The organism is Streptomyces sp. cg36 (assembly GCF_041080675.1).
Classification (GTDB): domain Bacteria; phylum Actinomycetota; class Actinomycetes; order Streptomycetales; family Streptomycetaceae; genus Streptomyces.
This window is the reverse complement of record NZ_CP163520.1, coordinates 6,114,003-6,129,809: the sequence shown is the minus strand read 5'-3', so window position 1 is coordinate 6,129,809 and position 15,807 is coordinate 6,114,003. Positions and strand designations below refer to the sequence as shown.

The following is a 15,807-nucleotide window of genomic DNA, read 5'->3' as shown; positions in this document are numbered from 1 at the left end:
CCACATGGAGCTTCCATGACGTTGCACTTCTCCCGTACGCACCGCGTGATCGCCGCATCCGTCGGCATGGCGACGATCACGGCCCTGGCCATCCTGCCGGGCGCGGCCTCGGCGGCGCCCGCCGCCGAGGCGGCCACCAGGGCGTCGGCCGCTCCGGCCGACGCGGCCACGCTCAGCTATGTCGTCAACCTCCGCGAGGGACAGGGGAATTCGTCCCGGGTCCGCAAAGCGATCGAGGCGGCCGGCGGGACGGTCGTGCAGGCGTACGACCGGATCGGGGTGGTCGTCGTCCACTCGGCCGACCCCGACTTCGCCAAGAAGCTGCGGGCGGTCCGGGGCGTGGCGTCGGCCGGGGCCACCAGGACCGCGCCGCTGCCCGCCCAGAGCACCACCGACGTGGGCGCGCCCAAGGAGCTCACCGCCGAGGAGGTGCGGGCCGCCTCCGCCGGGGCCGCCGCCGGTGAGGACCCGCTGGAGCCGCTCCAGTGGGACCTGAAGGCCATCAAGGCCGACAAGGCGCACGAGAAGACCCTGGGCAGCTCCAGGGTCACCGTGGGCGTGATCGACACGGGCGTGGACGACACCCACCCCGACATCGCGCCCAACTTCGACCGCGCCAAGTCGGTCAGCTGCATCGGCGGCAAGCCGGACACCAGCGACGGCGCCTGGCGGCCGTTCGCCACCGGCGGCTCCCCGCACGGCACGCACGTGGCGGGCGAGATAGCCGCGGCGAAGAACGGCGTCGGCGTGACCGGGGTGGCGCCCGGGGTGAAGGTCGCCGCCATCAAGGTCGCGACCCAGGGCGGCGGCTTCTTCTACACGGAGGCCGTCGTCTGCGGCTTCATGTGGGCCGCCGACCACGGCATCGACGTCACCAACAACAGCTATTACACCGACCCCTGGTACTTCAACTGCACGGCCGACCCGGACCAGAAGGCGCTGGTCGAGGCGATCACCCGGGCCAGCCGGTACGCCGAGTCCAAGGGCACGGTGAACGTGGCCGCGGCCGGCAACGAGAGCTACGACCTCGCGGCCGACTCGATCACCGACCCGGCCAGCCCCAACGACAGCACGCCCGGCGACCGCACGATCGACCCGAGCCGGTGCTTCGACATCCCGACCCAGCTGCCGGGGGTCGTCACGGTCGCCTCGACCGGGGCCAAGGGGCTGAAGTCCTCGTTCTCCAACTACGGCCTGGGCGTGATCGACGTGGCCGCGCCCGGCGGCGACTCCACCGCGTACCAGCCGCCGCAGGCCCCCGCCACCAGCGGGCTGATCCTGGGCCCGGTGCCCGGCGGCAAGTGGGCCTACATGGCGGGCACGTCGATGGCGACCCCGCACGTGGTGGGGGTGGCCGCGCTCCTGAAGTCGGCGCATCCGCACGCGCCCGCCTGGAAGATCAAGGCGCTGCTGGCGGCGGGCGCGGACCCGACCGCCTGCCCCGACCCGTACGACATCGACGGGGACGGCAAGGCGGACGCGGTCTGCGAGGGCGGCAGGCACCACAGCGGGTTCTACGGCGCGGGCGTCGTGAACGCCCTCAACGCCGTGCGCTGAACCGGCCGGACCCGGCCCGCCCACCGGGGCCGGGCGGACGGGGGCCGGGCGGATCACTCCGCCCGGCCCCACACCACGGGACCGCGGGCCCGGCCCGGCGGCCGTCCTACGGCTTGATCAGCACCTTCAGGGCGGTGCGCTCGTCCATCGCCTTGTATCCGGCGGGGACGCCGTCCAGGCCCGTCGTCAGGTCGAAGACCGGCGACGGGTCGACCGCGCCGGACAGCACGTCCGGGAGCAGCTCGGGGATGTAGGCGCGGACGGGGGCGACGCCGCCGCGCAGCGAGATGTTGCGGTCGAACATGAGGCCGAGGTCGAGACCGGTGCCGCTGCCGTGCGGGACGCCGACGTAGCCGATGGAGCCGCCGTCGCGGGTGATCTCCACGGCCGTGCGCATCGACTGCTCGGTGCCGACGGCCTCGATGACGGCGTGCGCGCCCTGGCCCCGGGTCAGCTCGCGCACCGCGTCCACGGCGGCCTCGCCGCGCTCGGCGACGACGTCGGTGGCGCCGAAGGTCCGCGCGATGTCGGTACGGACCTGGTGGCGCCCCAGCGCGATGATCCGCTCGGCGCCGAGCCGCTTGGCGGCCAGCACCCCGCAGAGCCCGACGGCCCCGTCGCCGACGACGGCGACCGTGGAGCCGCGCCCCACGCCCGCGCCGACGGCCGCGTGGTGGCCGGTGCCGAGCACGTCGGAGAGGGCGAGCAGGGCGGTCAGGAGGTGGTCGTCGGAGGCCGCCTCGGCGGGCAGCTTCACGAGCGTGCCGTCGGCGAACGGCACCCGCACCGCCTCGCCCTGGCCGCCGTCGAAGCCCACCGAGCCCCAGAACCCGCCCTGTGTGCAGGACGTCTGGAGGCCCTCGGCGCAGTACTCGCAGCTGCCGTCGGACCACATGAAGGGCGCGACCACCAGGTCACCGGCCCGGAAGCCGCTCACCTCGGAGCCCGCGTCCTCGACCACGCCGAGGAACTCGTGCCCGATCCGCTGCCCCGGCTGACGGGCGGCCTCGCCCCGGTAGGCCCACAGGTCGCTGCCGCAGATACAGGCCCGCAGCACCCGCACCACGGCGTCGGTGGGCAGCCGCACGGCGGCGTCGGCCACCTCCTCCACCCGGATGTCGTGCGGGGCGTGGATGACGGTGGCGCGCATGGGGCAGGTCCTTGCTGATCGATACGGGATGGTCCGGATCCGGCCGCACCGGTGTCCGGATCTCACCGTACGCCTGTGCCAGGAGCGGCTGCGCGCCGAGGACGGTCCGCCGTCCGCCGCGAGAGCGCCGGACCACCGGCGTAGGATTCCCCTCCTCCGGGGCCCTTGGAGGTCAACTGCCGTGTCAGGCATGGAAGTCGCACTCTTACGGCTGGCCGGCACGGTGGTCTCCACCGTCGCCAAGTCGCTGCTGAGCCCGAAGCCGGGGGCGGGCCTGGTGCCCGCCCCGGTCCGCCGGCTGCCGGGGCCCGCCTCGCCGGAACGGCTGGCGAAGGTGCTCGGGCGCCGCCTGGCGGCCGGGTACGGCCCGCTGCCGGAGCACGAGCGGACGGCGGCGGCGGACGCCGTGGCGGACGCGCTCGCGGCGGCGGGCGAGCTCACCCCGGAGTACCTGTTCTCGCTCGGCCTGGACCCCGAGCGGCTGCGGGACGCGCTGCGCCGCCCGCACCCGGGACCGGGCGGGGCCCTCTACGAGGAGCTGCTCGGGCTGTGCTGCGCCCATGTGGTGGAGCAGCTGACCGCGCACCCCGCGTTCGCCGCCCGGGCCGCGGTGGAGCAGGTGCGGGCGGCGGGGCGGACGTACGGGCTGGTGGCCGAGGTGCGCGACCGGCTCGGCCCGCGGCCGCAGGCCACGGCCCTGGGCTTCGAGGAGCGGTACGCGGCCTATGTGACCGAGACGCACGGACGCCTCGAACTCTTCGGGCTGACCCTCGGCCGCTCGCGCGGCGAGTGGGCGCTCGACACCGCCTACATCAGCCTCGCGGTGAGCGGCGAGCGCGGGGACTTCGGGCCCGCCCGCGGCGACCAGGTCGCCGTCAAGGCCGAGCAGGCGCTCGCGGGCGCCGACCGGCTGGTGCTGCGCGGCCCCGCGGGCTCCGGCAAGAGCACGCTGGTGCAGTGGCTCGCCCTGAACGCCGCCCGGCGCACCTTCACCGGGGAGCTGGCGGACTGGAACCGGTGCGTCCCCTTCGTGCTGCGGCTGCGCGCCTTCACCCACGCCGACGCGCTCCCGCTGCCCGACGACTTCCTCCGGGCGGGCGGGGTGCCGCTGCACGGGGCGGCGCCCGCCGGATGGGTCGAGCGGATGCTCGCCGACGGACGGGCGCTCGTCCTGGTGGACGGCGTCGACGAGGTCCCCACCCGGCTGCGCCACCGCACCGAGACCTGGCTGAAATCCCTGATCGCCGCCTACCCGAACGCCCGGTACGTCGTCACCACCCGCCCCTCGGCCGTCCCCGTGGACTGGCTCTCCCGGCAGGGCTTCGCCGCCCACTCGCTGCTGCCGATGGAGCGGGACGACATCCGCCGCTTCATCGGGCACTGGCACGACGCGGCGCGCGGCGAGTGCCTGGCCGACCCCGAGCGCGCCCAGCTCGCCACGTACGAGACCTCGCTGCGCCAGGCCGTCGGCAGCCGCCGCGATCTGGGCCGGCTCGCCACCAACCCGCTGATGTGCGCCCTGCTGTGCGCGCTCAACCGGGACCGCCGGATGCAGCTGCCGCGCGCCAGGAAGGAGCTGTACGACGCGGCCCTGGACATGCTGCTCGTACGGCGGGACACCGAACGCGAGATCACGGGCGTGGAGGGTGTCGAGCTCACCCGCGAGGAGCAGACCGCGCTCCTGCAGCGGCTCGCCTACTGGCTGATCCGCAACGCCCAGGTGGAGGCCGAGCACGGCGAGGCCAGGGAGATGATCGCCGACTGGCTCACGGCGATGCCGCAGGTGCGGGGCACCCCGGAGCAGGTCTTCGCCCACCTCCTGATCCGCAGCGGACTGCTGCGCGAACCGGCCCCGGGCACCGTGGGTTTCGTGCACCGCACCTTCCAGGACTACCTGGGCGCGAAGGCGGCGGTGGAGTCCCGCGACTTCGGCGTGCTCGCAGCCAACGCGCACGACGACACCTGGGACGACGTGGTCCAGATGGCGGTGGGCCACGCGCGCGCGGACGAACGGGCCCGGCTGCTCAAGCAGTTGCTCAGACGGGCCGACCGGGCCCCCAAGCTGCGGCACCGGCTGGTGCTGCTGGCGGCGGCCTGCCTGGAGCACGCGCCCGAGCTGGACCCGGCGATCCGCCAGTCCGTCCAGGCCCGCACCCGCGAACTGCTGCCGCCGCGCGGCCTGGACGACGCGGAGAAGCTGGCGAAGGTGGGCGAACTGGTCCTCGAACTGCTGCCGGGCCCGGACGGGCTGGACGAGTACGAGGCGGGGGCGGTGGTACGGACGGCCGCGGCGATCCGGGGGGACGCGGCGTTCGAGGTGATCTCGCGGTTCCGGGAGGACCGCCGGTGGCCCGTGGCCCTCCAGGTCTCGGCCGCCTGGGGAGCCTTCGACACCGAGGAGTACGCGCGCGAGGTGCTGGCGGCACGGTCGTGGGACATGGCGTTCCTGACCGCCACCACCGAGGAGCAGCTGTACGCCCTGCGGCTGGTGCCCCAGATCCGGCTGGTCCATGTGACCGGCAGCCACTCGGACCTCACCCCGCTGACCCTGGTCCCGGACGTGGAACGGGTCTCCCTCTACGGCAGTCTGGATCTCACCGACCTCACCCCGCTGGCCTCGCTCCGGCGGCTCAAACAGCTGGATCTGAACCGGTGTTCGGCACTGCGGGACCTGTCACCCGTCGCCAGGCCCGGTCTCGAACACATCTCCCTGCACATGCTCGATCCGGAGCTCTCGCTGGAGCCCCTGCGGGAGGCGACCGACATCAGGACCGTCGGGATCGGCCACCCCCTGCTCATCGAGAGCCTCGCCGAACTGCCCCTGGGGCCACGGCTGGCCGGGCTGCGGCTCGAACGCCAGATCCGGTACGCGAGCCTCGACGGGATCGACCGGTGGCCGCTCCTCACCGACCTCGCACTCTCCGGCCAGGCGCAGCTGCGGGAACTGAGCGAGCTGCCCGACCTGCTCGGACGGCTGACCCGGCTGGAGCTGCAAGAGATCGAATTCCTCGATCCGAGACTGTTCGCGGGCGCCACCGAGCTTCAGTCGCTGTCCCTGTCCGAGTGCGAACTCCCCTTTGGATTGGGGGCGTTGCGCGATTTCCCCCGGCTGACCAGAGTGTCGCTCTCCCGGTCGACGACGGCCGGGGGGCCGGTCGACCTGGCACCGCTGGGGGACCTGCCCGCGCTCACCGTCAGCGTGCCCGACGACCTCACCCTGACCGGCGCCGACCGCATCCCTCCGGAGCGGCTCAGGATCCAGCGGACCCGCCCCTGACCCTCACACCCCCGCCGCCCCCAGCAGCGCCCCCGCCGCATAGGTCACCCCCATGGCCACCGCGCCCCCGCCCACGTTCCGCAGCACCGCCGCCCCCACCGGGGCCGCGCCCAGGCGGGCGCTCCACCAGCCGGTGGCGGCCAGGGCGGCCAGGACCGAGCCGACCGTCACGTACAGGCGTGCCGAGGACGGCGGCAGGACGATGGCCAGCAGCGGCAGCAGGGCGCCCACCGTGAAGGCCAGGAAGCTGGCCGCCGCCGCGTGCCAGGGGTTGGCCAGCTCGTCGGGGTCGATGCCGAGCTCCACGCGCGCGTGGGCGCGCAGCGCGTCGCGCTCGGTGAGCTGTTCGGCCGCCTCGCGGGCCAGCTCGCCGCTGAGGCCGTGCCCCTGCAACAGCTCGGTCAGCTCGGCGAGTTCGGCCTCCGGGTCCTCGCGCAGCTCGCGCCGCTCCTGGGCGAGCGCGGCCTTCTCGGAGTCGCGCTGGGTGGAGACGGAGACGTACTCGCCGGCCGCCATCGACATCGAGCCGGCGAGCAGGCCCGCCAGGCCCGCCGTCAGCAGGGCCGAGCGGTCGTCGGTGGCGCCCGCCACGCCGACGACCAGGCCCGCCGTGGAGACGATGCCGTCGTTGGCGCCGAGGACGGCGGCCCGCAGCCAGTTCAGCCGGGCGCCGAGCGCGCCCCCGTGGGCCTCGTCGTGGCCCTCGGGGGAGCTCCCGGCGTCCGGCGTCCGTGCGTCCGTCATGCGGTGAAGGGTCTCACCCGCCGCGTCACCACACCCGTACCGACCCGCCCCGCGCGAAGACCGGGCTCGTGGCGTCCGCCGGGACCTCCTCCAGCGGTTCGGCGACCTCCTCGACGCCCGGGCCCACCCCGGCGGCGATCGTGTCCAGGAAGGGCAGGTCGAAGCCGTAGACGCGGGCCGCGTTGCCGCCCACCATCGCGGCCACCTCGTCCCGGGGCAGCCCGGCGTAGGCGATGCGCAGGCCCTCGCGGGAGTAGGGGGTGGTGCCCTCGTCGTGGGGGTAGTCGCTGCCCCACATGATCTTGTCCAGGCCGATCCGGTCGCGCAGCGGCACCTCGTGGGGGCGCATGAAGCTGGCGCCCACGTAGCAGTTGTCGCGCCAGACCTCGCCCGGTCCCCGGCCCATCGACTCGGCCAGGCCCGCGCCGAACTTGGACTCGGCCGTCGCCGCCCGGGTCGCCGCCGACACCAGCCGCTCGTGGTAGTAGTCGAGCATCTCGACGACGCCCGGGATCCAGCCCGAGCCCTGCTCGGTGAGGATGAGCCGCAGCGACGGATGGCGGTGGAAGGCGCCGCCGAAGATCAGGTGCCACAGGGCCCGGTGCGAGAACCAGGTCGTCTCCACCATGAAGACGGCCCGCGCGGCCGGCTCCTCCCCCAGCGGCGGGGAGGCGGATCCGCCGTGGTGGTTGACCGGGAGGCCGAGTTCGGCGCAGGCCGCCCAGATCGGGTCGTAGACCTCCGAGTACAGCTCGGGCACCCCCGAGCCGGGCGGGGCGCCGGGCAGCAGGACGCCGCCGGTCAGTCCCGCCTCCCGCACCCGGTGGATCTCCGCCACCGCCGCGTCGACGTCGTTCAGCAGGAGCTGCGCGACGCCCGCCCGACGGCCCGGCACCAGCGCGCAGAAGTCGGCCAGCCAGCGGTTGTGCGCCCGCAGCCCCGCCCAGCGCCGCTCCAGCTCCTCCCGGGTGGGGGTGGGGGCCAGCAGGGAGGCGGAGGGGAAGAACGGCGGGATGGTGTTGGGGAACACCACCTCCGCCACGATCCCGTCCGCCTCCAGCTCGGCCACCCGCCGGTCGGAGTTCCAGTTGCGGTCGGCGGTGTCGGCCAGCAGGTCCTCGTGCGGATTGACGTAGGTGGCGGCCCAGGCGTCGAAGTCGTCGTGGTACCGCTTCTCCAGGTACGGCTTGTAGTCGAGCAGGTCGGCGCCCGCGTGGCAGTCCGCCGAGATCACCGTGTAGCGGTCGCCGCTCATGACGCCCCCAGGACCGGGAAGTCGTGGTCGGTCAGCCAGTGGCGGCCCACGTCCCGCGAGCGCGCCCAGGACGCCTCCACGGCCCGCTGGTCCTCGCTCTGGCCCAGTTCGGCCGGGGTCGGTCCGATGCGCCGGGCCAGCGGGGCCAGCTTCGCGGTGTCGAAGCCGAACACCTCGGCCGCCGCGAGCCCCAGCATCCGGCGCGTCTCGGCGACCGGGATGTCGTGGAAGGTCTTGCGCAGCCACTCCCGGGTGTGCGGCCAGGTCCCCTCGGGGTGCGGGAAGTCGGAGCCCCACAGGATGTTGTCGACGCCGATCTCGTAGCGCTGGGCCAGCTCGCGGCGCTTGGTGTTGGTGGCGCAGACGAACAGCTGGCGGTCCAGGTACTCGCTGGGCGGGCGCTTCAGCTCGGCGAAGGGCGAGAGCTTCTTGCCGCCGTGCGCGCCGAGATAGAGCCGGTCCATGAACCACAGCAGGTTCGGCAGCCACCAGCAGCCCGACTCGGCGACCCCGAACCGCAGCCCGGGGTGGCGCTCGAAGACCCCGGACCAGAGCAGGAACCACAGCGGGCGGGCGGGCCACCAGGTGACCTCGCTGACGTAGATGCCGAGGTGGTCGCCGTACTCGTGGCGGGGGGCCGCGCCCGAGTGGGTGACCAGCGGCATCCCGGCCTCGGCCGCCGCCGCCCACACCGGGTCGTAGCGGCGGTCGTGGTACGGGGCCCGGTCCACCCACATCGAGGGGATCATCAGCGCGCCGAGACCGGACTCCCTGGCCCGGTGGATCTCCGCGACCACCCGGTCCACCTCGCCGGTGACCGGGAGCAGCGCGACCCCGCAGTGCCGTTCGGGGTGGTGGCCGACGAACTCGGCGAGCCAGCGGTTGTGCGCCTGCGCACCCGCCATGCCGAGGTCGGGGTCCTGGTCGCCGGAGAGGCCGAGTCCGACCCCGAAGGGCGCGGCGGTCCGGCTGTCGACGGCGTCCGCGTCGGGGAAGACGACCTCGGCCGCCACCCCGTCGCCGTCCAGCTCCTTGAGCCGCCGGTCTGGCTCCCAACCGCCCTTCAGGCCCTCTTCGTTGTCGGCGAACCACTGGTCGGCGAACGCCTCGTTGCGGATGCCCAGCCGGGTCATCTCCGCGCGGCGGCGGTCGCGCCCGTCGAGGAACTCGTCGAACTCCCGGTGGAAGCGGGAGTCCAGATAGGGCCGGTACCGCTCGGTCGGCAGCCCGGCGTGGCAGTCGGAGGAAACGATCAGGTACGGGTCGTTGTACGACATCGCTGAATCCCTCAGTCCAGAATGAAGTTCTCCAGGTACGACGGGGCGGCCCGGTCCAGCATCGACCGGGCCCTGGCCCTGATCTGGCGGTCGCTGTGCTCGCTCGGCGGGAGCATCCAGAAGCGGTCGGCGCGGATGCCGTCGACGACCTCCTCGGCGACCTCCTCGACCGGGGTGAACTCGATCTCCTGTCCCGCCGCGCGCATCGCCGCCTCCCACTGGCCGAGCGTGCGGTAGGGGGTGCGGCGCGGGCGTTCCTTCGCGTACTTGCCGGGCCGGTTGCGGTGCGACTCCCACAGTCCGGTGCGCAGCATGTGCGGGCCGGGGAAGAGCACGGACGCGCCCACGCGCGCGTGCTCCGCCTTCAGGTGCGCGTACAGCGACTCGGTCAGGGTGACGACGGCCGCCTTGGTGACCGCGTACACCGAGGCGGTCGGCAGGGGGGCGATGCCGCCGTCGGCGGAGGAGGTGTTGACGACGTGGCCGGGCTCGCCGGAGGCGATCATGCGGGGCACGAACGCCTGGACGCCGTGGAAGACGCCCCACACGTTGACCGCGAAGGCCCACTTCCAGTCGTTGACCTCGTGCTCCCACATGCGTCCCTCGGCGCCGGAGCCGACGCCCGCGTTGTTGCACAGGACGTGGACGGCCCCGAACCTCTCGTACGCCGCGTCGGCGAGCCCGCGCACCGAGGCGCGCTCGGTGACGTCGACCACGCGCGCGTGGACGTCGGCCCCGTCCTCGCGCAGCTCCCGCGCGGCCTTCTCCAGTGCCGCCTCCTCGACGTCGGCGAGGACCACCCGCAGCCCCTCGGCCGCGAACCGGCGGGCCATGGCGAGCCCGATGCCGCCCGCCGCGCCGGTGACGACGGCGACCTGCCCCTCGGTGAGCCGCATCACACGCTCCCGGCGGGCGGGGCGTCCAGGAGCTGGGCGGGGTCGTCGTACCGCTGGTGGATGTAGGGCAACAGGTCCCGCCCGCTGACCCGTTCGGCCACCCGGCCGCGCTGGTCGGAGGTCTTCTCGCCGATGGTGAGCTCCACCACACGGCGTACGGGCAGATCGGCGACCGGGTCGTACATCGACTCGCGCAGCACCACGTCGCCGGTGAGCCGCTCCAGCTTGCGGACCTTCTCGTTGCGGACGCAGTGCACCAGCACCGGGTCCGCGTCGAAGCCCGTACCGTCGACGGCGGGCAGGAACTTGAAGTAGAAGTCGACCTTCTCGCTCGGCTCCGGCGGCGTGAGCACGCTGTCGACGGCGCCGCGCACCTCGACGAAGGCGATGCCGTGCCGGGCCAGGGCCGCCCGGACGACCAGGCCGTCCCGCTCCACGGTGACCTCGCCGAGCTTCTTGGGCTCGCCGAACACCTCGCGCCCGCCGATCAGCGCCCGCTCGGTGGTCATCGGCATCACCAGCGGATACCAGCCGGGCACGCCGTCGTGGACGGCGGCCACCGAGACCGAGCCCGCGCCGAGCGGATGCCCGGGCAGGTCGACGCGGCTGATGTTCGCCCGTACGAGTGAATTCCCGGCGGGCATGAGGGGCGGTGGGAGCACCGCCGCCACCGCGTCGGGGTCGCTCTCCCAGACGGCCACCACTCCGGTGGACCAGATGTCGGGGAGGCGGGAGCTCGCGGTGCGCGCGGCCCGGATCTCCTCCTCGGTCCGTGCGCCGTACCGTACGCGTGCCATGGCGTACCACCCTTCCTGGGTCGTGCCTCGCAGTGCGTCCCCCGGGTCTGTAACACTGTTACACCGCGTTCCGATGAAGGTAAAGACCCGTGCGGGGAGGGGAGTCGAGGAGCCATGGCGCGTCCGTCGCTCAGCCGCGAGGAAGTCCTGGTCGCCGCCGCCGCGCTGGTCCGCGCCCACGGCCCGGCCGCGCTCACCATGCGCCGGCTGGCCGCCGAGCTCGGCACCGCCGTCACCTCGATCTACTGGCACGTCGGCAACCGCGAGTCGCTGCTGGACGCCCTGGTGGAGCGGACCGTGCGGGAGGTCGGCGAGATCGTGCCGCGCGGGGCGGAGCCCGCCGCCCGGATCGTCTCGGTGGCCCGCGCCCTGCGCCGCGAGCTGCGGGCCCGGCCGCACCTCGTCGCGATGGTCCACGAACGCGGGCTGACCGAGCGGATGTTCCTGCCCGCCCAGCGGGCGCTCGTCCACGAGATGCACGCGGCCGGGCTGCGCGGGGCGGGCGCGGCCGACGCCGTGCGGGCCGTCCAGTTCCATGTGGTCGGCCAGCTGCTGGTGGAGCGCAACCGGGAGCGCGCGCCGGTCCAGCACCCCGCCGAGGAGGAGCTGTGGCAGCCGGCCGGGCCGGAGTCCGCCGAGGGCGATCCGGCCCTGGCCCGGGCGCTGGCCCGGCCGGTGGACGAGGAGAGGCTGTTCACCCTCTCCGTACGGGCGCTCGTGGCGGGCCTGTTGGCACTCGGCGGGGACCCCGGCTGACCGGCCGCCGCCCACGCTGTCAGTGCGGCCCCGTATTCTCTGTGACCATGCTCGACGACCGTACGACAGCAGCGACGACGTGGCCGGCCGCCTACCCGCAGGGGTACGCGGTCGTCGACGTGGAGACCACCGGCCTCGCCCGCGACGACCGGATAGTGTCGGCTGCCGTCTACCGCCTGGACGCCCGGGGCAACGTCGAGGACCACTGGTACACGCTGGTCAACCCCGAGCGCGACCCCGGCCCGGTGTGGATCCACGGCCTGACGGCCGACGTGCTGGCGGACGCCCCGCTCTTCCCGGACATCGCCCAGGAGTTCGCCGAGCGCCTCGACGGCCGGGTCCTGGTCGCGCACAACGCGATCTTCGACTGGCAGATGATCGCCCGGGAGTACGCACGGGCCGAGCGGACCGCGCCGGTGCGCCAGCGGCTGTGCACCATCGCGCTCTCCAAGGAGCTCGCCCTGCCGCTGCCCAACCACAAGCTGGAGTCGCTGGCCGCGCACTTCGGGGTCGTCCAGCAGCGCGCGCACCACGCGCTCGACGACGCGCGCGTGCTGGCCGAGGCGTTCCGCCCGAGCCTGCACGAGGCGGCGCGGGTGGGGGCCCGGCTGCCGCTGCTCGAATGCCGCCCGCTCACCGAGTGGTCGGACCGGCCGGCCGCCCCGCGCATCGGCTACCAGGCGTCGGGGCCGTACGGCAGGGGCGCGTCGAGCTGGCGCCCCAGCCGCAAGCGCCCGGCGTGCCCGTACCCCAACCCCGGTCGTTACGAAGCGGACAAACCGCTCAAGCAGGGCATGCGGGTGGCGTTCTCCGGGGACACCTCCATAGACCGCGAACTCCTTGAGGACCGGGCGACCGAGGCCGGGCTGCACGTGGCGAGCAGCGTCTCCCGGCTGACCAGCCTGCTGGTCACCAACGACCCGGACTCGGCGACCTCCAAGACGGCCAAGGCCAGGTCCTTCGGCACCCCCGTCGTCGACGAGGCCGCCTTCACCCAGCTGCTGCGGGACGTGGCTCCGGCAGACGGGTGACCGCAGGGCGCGGCGCCCACCGATACCGTGCGGCGCGCCCCACCCTGTGGCGCATGGCACGTTGCGAGGTCTGCGGAAACGACTACGGGATGTCCTTCGAGGTGCACGCGCAGGGCGCGGTGCACGTCTTCGACTGCTTCTCCTGCGCCATCCACCGCATGGCGCCCATCTGCGAACACTGCCGGGTCCAGATCATCGGCCAGGGCGTCGAGGTCGAGGGCCACTGGTACTGCGGCGGGCACTGCGCCCGGGCGGAGGGCCGGGTGGGCATCGTCGACAAGGTCTGACCGCGCCAGTCCGCCCCCCTCCTGAACACCCCGCGACAGCGAGTTGTACCGTCGTGGGGTGTATCGCTTCCTGTTGTCCCGGCAGTGGGTGCTCGTCACCCTCCTGGCCCTCGTCCTCATCCCCACGATGATCGAGCTGGGCTTCTGGCAGCTGCACCGCCATCAGCACCGCGTCGCCCAGAACACCGTGATCGCGGACAATCTGAAGGCCGAGCCTGTCCCGGTGACCGAGCTCACCTCCCCCGGGCACACCGTCCCGCACGCCCAGTACTGGCGCCGGGTCACCGCGACCGGCAGCTACGACACGGCCCACGAGGTCGTGGTGCGCCGCCGGACCGCCGCCGACGGCCGCGTCGGCTACCACGTGCTCACGCCGTTCGACCTGAAGGGCGGGCCGACCGTACTGATCAACCGGGGCTGGGTGGCGGACAACGGCAGCCAGACCGAGTTCCCGAAGATCCCCGCCCCGCCCCGGGGCACGGTGACGGTGACCGGCCGGCTGATGGCCGACCAGACGACGGCGGCCAGCGGCATCAAGGACGTCAAGGGCCTGCCGCCGCGCCAGGTCATGCTGATCAGCAGCGCCCAGCAGGAGAAGGCGCTCGGCCGCCCGGTGCTCGGCGGCTACATCGAGCAGACCGCGCCCGAGGCGGACTCCCCCGAGCTGATCCCGGCCCCGGACCACTCCTCGATCGGCCCGCACATGGCGTACGCCGTGCAGTGGTGGCTGTTCACCGCCGGGGTGCCGGTGGGCTGGGTGATCCTGGTCCGGCGCGAGAAGCGGGACCGGGCCGAGGCCAAGGAGCAGGCCGAGACGGCCGAGCCCGCCCCCGCTGCCGCCTGACCGGGACCACCGCGCGAGCGCCCGACCGAACCCGCCCCGCGAGCGCCCGAACCCGCCCGCGCGACCGCCCGGCCGGGCCCGGACCCGGGCCGTCCGGATCCTGCGGGCACATCGGTCTGATTGACAAAACCGCCGGGCGGGAACACGCCTGAGCGTGACGCGACGTACCCAACGCATCGAGGACTACGCCCTCATCGGAGACCTCCAGACCGCCGCACTGGTCGGCCGGGACGGCTCCATCGACTGGCTGTGCCTGCCCCGCTTCGACTCGGCGGCCTGTTTCGCGGCGCTCCTCGGCGACGACGACAACGGGCACTGGCGGATCGCCCCGGCGGGCGCCGGCGACTGCACGCGCCGCGCCTACCTGGAGGACTCGCTCGTCCTGGAGTCCGTCTGGGAGACCAGGACCGGCACCGTCCGCGTCCTCGACTTCATGCCCCAGCGCGACACCGCCCCCGACCTGGTGCGGATCGTCGAAGGCGTCAGCGGCACCGTGGAGATGAACGCCGCACTGCGGCTGCGCTTCGACTACGGCCGGGTGGTGCCCTGGATAAGGCGCGCCGGGGACAGCCGCGTCGCGGTCGCGGGCCCCGACTCGGTGTGGCTGCGCAGCGAACCCCCCGTCAAGACCTGGGGCCAGCAGATGAGCACCCGCTCCTCGTTCACCGTCGGCGAGGGCGAGCGGGTCGCGTTCGTGATGACCTGGCACCCCTCGCACGAGTCCCGGCCCGCCCGGATCGACCCGTACGAGGCGCTGGAGCAGAGCCTGGCGGACTGGCGCGAGTGGGCGGGCAGGTGCCTGTGCCAGGGCCCCCACCGCGAAGCCGTGGTCCGCTCCCTGATCACCCTCAAGGCCCTGACCTACGCCCCCACCGGCGGCATCGTCGCGGCCCCCACCACCTCGCTGCCCGAGGAGATCGGCGGCGTGCGCAACTGGGACTACCGCTACTGCTGGCTGCGCGACTCGACGCTGACGCTGGAGGCCCTGGTCGCGGGCGGATACACGGAGGAGGCGGCGGCCTGGCGCGACTGGCTGCTCCGCGCGGTCGCGGGCGACCCGGCCGACCTCCAGATCATGTACGGCCTGGGCGGCGAGCGGCGGCTGCCGGAGACGGAACTGCCGTGGCTGAAGGGGTATCTGGACTCCAGCCCGGTCCGGATCGGCAACGAGGCCGTGACGCAGCTCCAGCTCGATGTGTACGGGGAGGTCATCGACTCGCTCCATCTGGCCCGCACCGAGGGCATGGCCGCCAAGCCGCACACCTGGAACGTCGAGCTCAGCCTGCTCGGCTTCCTGGAGGCCCGCTGGCGCGAGCCCGACGAGGGGCTGTGGGAGGTGCGCGGCCCCCGCCGCCACTTCGTCCACTCCAAGGTGATGGCCTGGGTCGCCGCCGACCGCGCGGTGCGCGCCCTGGAGTCCGACCCGCAGCGGCGCGGCGACGCGGAGCGCTGGCGGCGGATGCGGGACGAGGTGCACCGGGAGGTCTGCGAGAAGGGCTTCGACCCGGTCCGCAACACCTTCACCCAGTCGTACGGCTCGCGGCAGCTGGACGCGGCGACGCTGCTGATCCCCCGCGTCGGCTTCCTTCCGGGCGACGATCCCCGGGTGATCGGGACGGTCGACGCGGTCCGGGCGGAGCTGGGCCGCGACGGTTTCGTACGCCGCTACAGCATCGACGACAGCACGGTGGACGGGCTGCCCGGCGGCGAGGGGGCCTTCCTGGCCTGCTCGTTCTGGCTGGCCGACGCGCTGCGGCTGACCGGCCGCGAGAAGGAGGCGCGCGAGCTGTTCGAACGCCTGCTGGCGCTCCGCAACGACGTGGGGCTGCTGGCCGAGGAGTACGACCCGTCGAGCGGCCGTCAGCTGGGCAACTTCCCGCAGGCGTTCAGCCACATCGGCCTGGTGGCCACCGCGATGGGGCTGGGGGGAGGATAG

Annotated in this window: 13 protein-coding genes; 7 read left to right on the top strand and 6 right to left on the bottom strand. The window is 73.8% G+C overall.

From position 1 onward, the window contains the following. Positions 1-15: 15 nt before the first annotated feature. Positions 16-1,557 carry a S8 family serine peptidase gene (locus AB5J87_RS27085; RefSeq protein ID WP_369380114.1) on the top strand — a complete coding sequence of 514 codons (1,542 nt, stop codon included), beginning with the start codon at positions 16-18 and terminating at the stop codon, positions 1,555-1,557. 106 nt (positions 1,558-1,663) lie between these two features. Here AB5J87_RS27085 and AB5J87_RS27080 read toward each other — a convergent pair whose 3' ends face one another. Beyond that, positions 1,664-2,707: a zinc-dependent alcohol dehydrogenase family protein gene (locus tag AB5J87_RS27080; RefSeq protein ID WP_369380111.1), complete on the bottom strand. Its 1,044-nt coding sequence runs from the start codon at positions 2,705-2,707 to the stop codon at positions 1,664-1,666. A gap of 190 nt (positions 2,708-2,897) precedes the next feature. Here AB5J87_RS27080 and AB5J87_RS27075 point away from each other — a divergent pair, with 190 nt between their 5' ends. After that, positions 2,898-5,984, top strand: coding sequence for an NACHT domain-containing NTPase (locus AB5J87_RS27075; RefSeq protein ID WP_369380109.1), 3,087 nt, complete (start codon positions 2,898-2,900; stop codon positions 5,982-5,984). 3 nt (positions 5,985-5,987) lie between these two features. Here AB5J87_RS27075 and AB5J87_RS27070 read toward each other — a convergent pair whose 3' ends face one another. From AB5J87_RS27070 to AB5J87_RS27050, 5 genes are read right to left on the bottom strand one after another with little or no spacing between them, the layout of a single operon-like run. Further along, complete coding sequence (locus tag AB5J87_RS27070; RefSeq protein WP_369380107.1) at positions 5,988-6,728, bottom strand: VIT family protein; 741 nt, start codon at positions 6,726-6,728, stop codon at positions 5,988-5,990. A gap of 25 nt (positions 6,729-6,753) precedes the next feature. Further along, entirely contained in the window at positions 6,754-7,983 is a 1,230-nt protein-coding gene (locus AB5J87_RS27065) for an amidohydrolase family protein (RefSeq protein WP_369380104.1), read from the bottom strand. Then, positions 7,980-9,260, bottom strand: coding sequence for an amidohydrolase family protein (locus tag AB5J87_RS27060; protein WP_369380103.1), 1,281 nt, complete (start codon positions 9,258-9,260; stop codon positions 7,980-7,982). The genes AB5J87_RS27065 and AB5J87_RS27060 overlap by 4 nt, the downstream gene beginning before the upstream one ends. An 11-nt stretch (positions 9,261-9,271) precedes the next feature. Next, positions 9,272-10,156, bottom strand: a complete 885-nt coding sequence (locus AB5J87_RS27055; protein WP_369380101.1) for an SDR family NAD(P)-dependent oxidoreductase — start codon at positions 10,154-10,156, stop codon at positions 9,272-9,274. Beyond that, entirely contained in the window at positions 10,156-10,953 is a 798-nt protein-coding gene (locus AB5J87_RS27050) for an acetoacetate decarboxylase family protein (protein ID WP_369380099.1), read from the bottom strand. Before AB5J87_RS27050 ends, AB5J87_RS27055 begins: the two co-directional genes overlap by 1 nt. 114 nt (positions 10,954-11,067) lie before the next feature. On the opposite strand from AB5J87_RS27050, the gene AB5J87_RS27045 reads away from it, so the two are divergent. The 5 genes from AB5J87_RS27045 (at position 11,068) to AB5J87_RS27025 (ending at position 15,807) form a co-directional block, all read left to right on the top strand. Then, complete coding sequence (locus tag AB5J87_RS27045; protein ID WP_369380096.1) at positions 11,068-11,709, top strand: TetR/AcrR family transcriptional regulator; 642 nt, start codon at positions 11,068-11,070, stop codon at positions 11,707-11,709. Positions 11,710-11,756: 47 nt separating this feature from the next. Beyond that, complete coding sequence (locus AB5J87_RS27040) at positions 11,757-12,740, top strand: DEDDh family exonuclease (protein WP_369380093.1); 984 nt, start codon at positions 11,757-11,759, stop codon at positions 12,738-12,740. Positions 12,741-12,793: 53 nt separating this feature from the next. After that, positions 12,794-13,027: a hypothetical protein gene (locus tag AB5J87_RS27035; protein ID WP_152894276.1), complete on the top strand. Its 234-nt coding sequence runs from the start codon at positions 12,794-12,796 to the stop codon at positions 13,025-13,027. Between the two features lie 58 nt (positions 13,028-13,085). Next, positions 13,086-13,871, top strand: coding sequence for an SURF1 family protein (locus AB5J87_RS27030; protein WP_369380091.1), 786 nt, complete (start codon positions 13,086-13,088; stop codon positions 13,869-13,871). 154 nt (positions 13,872-14,025) lie between these two features. Then, positions 14,026-15,807, top strand: coding sequence for a glycoside hydrolase family 15 protein (locus tag AB5J87_RS27025; RefSeq protein WP_369380090.1), 1,782 nt, complete (start codon positions 14,026-14,028; stop codon positions 15,805-15,807).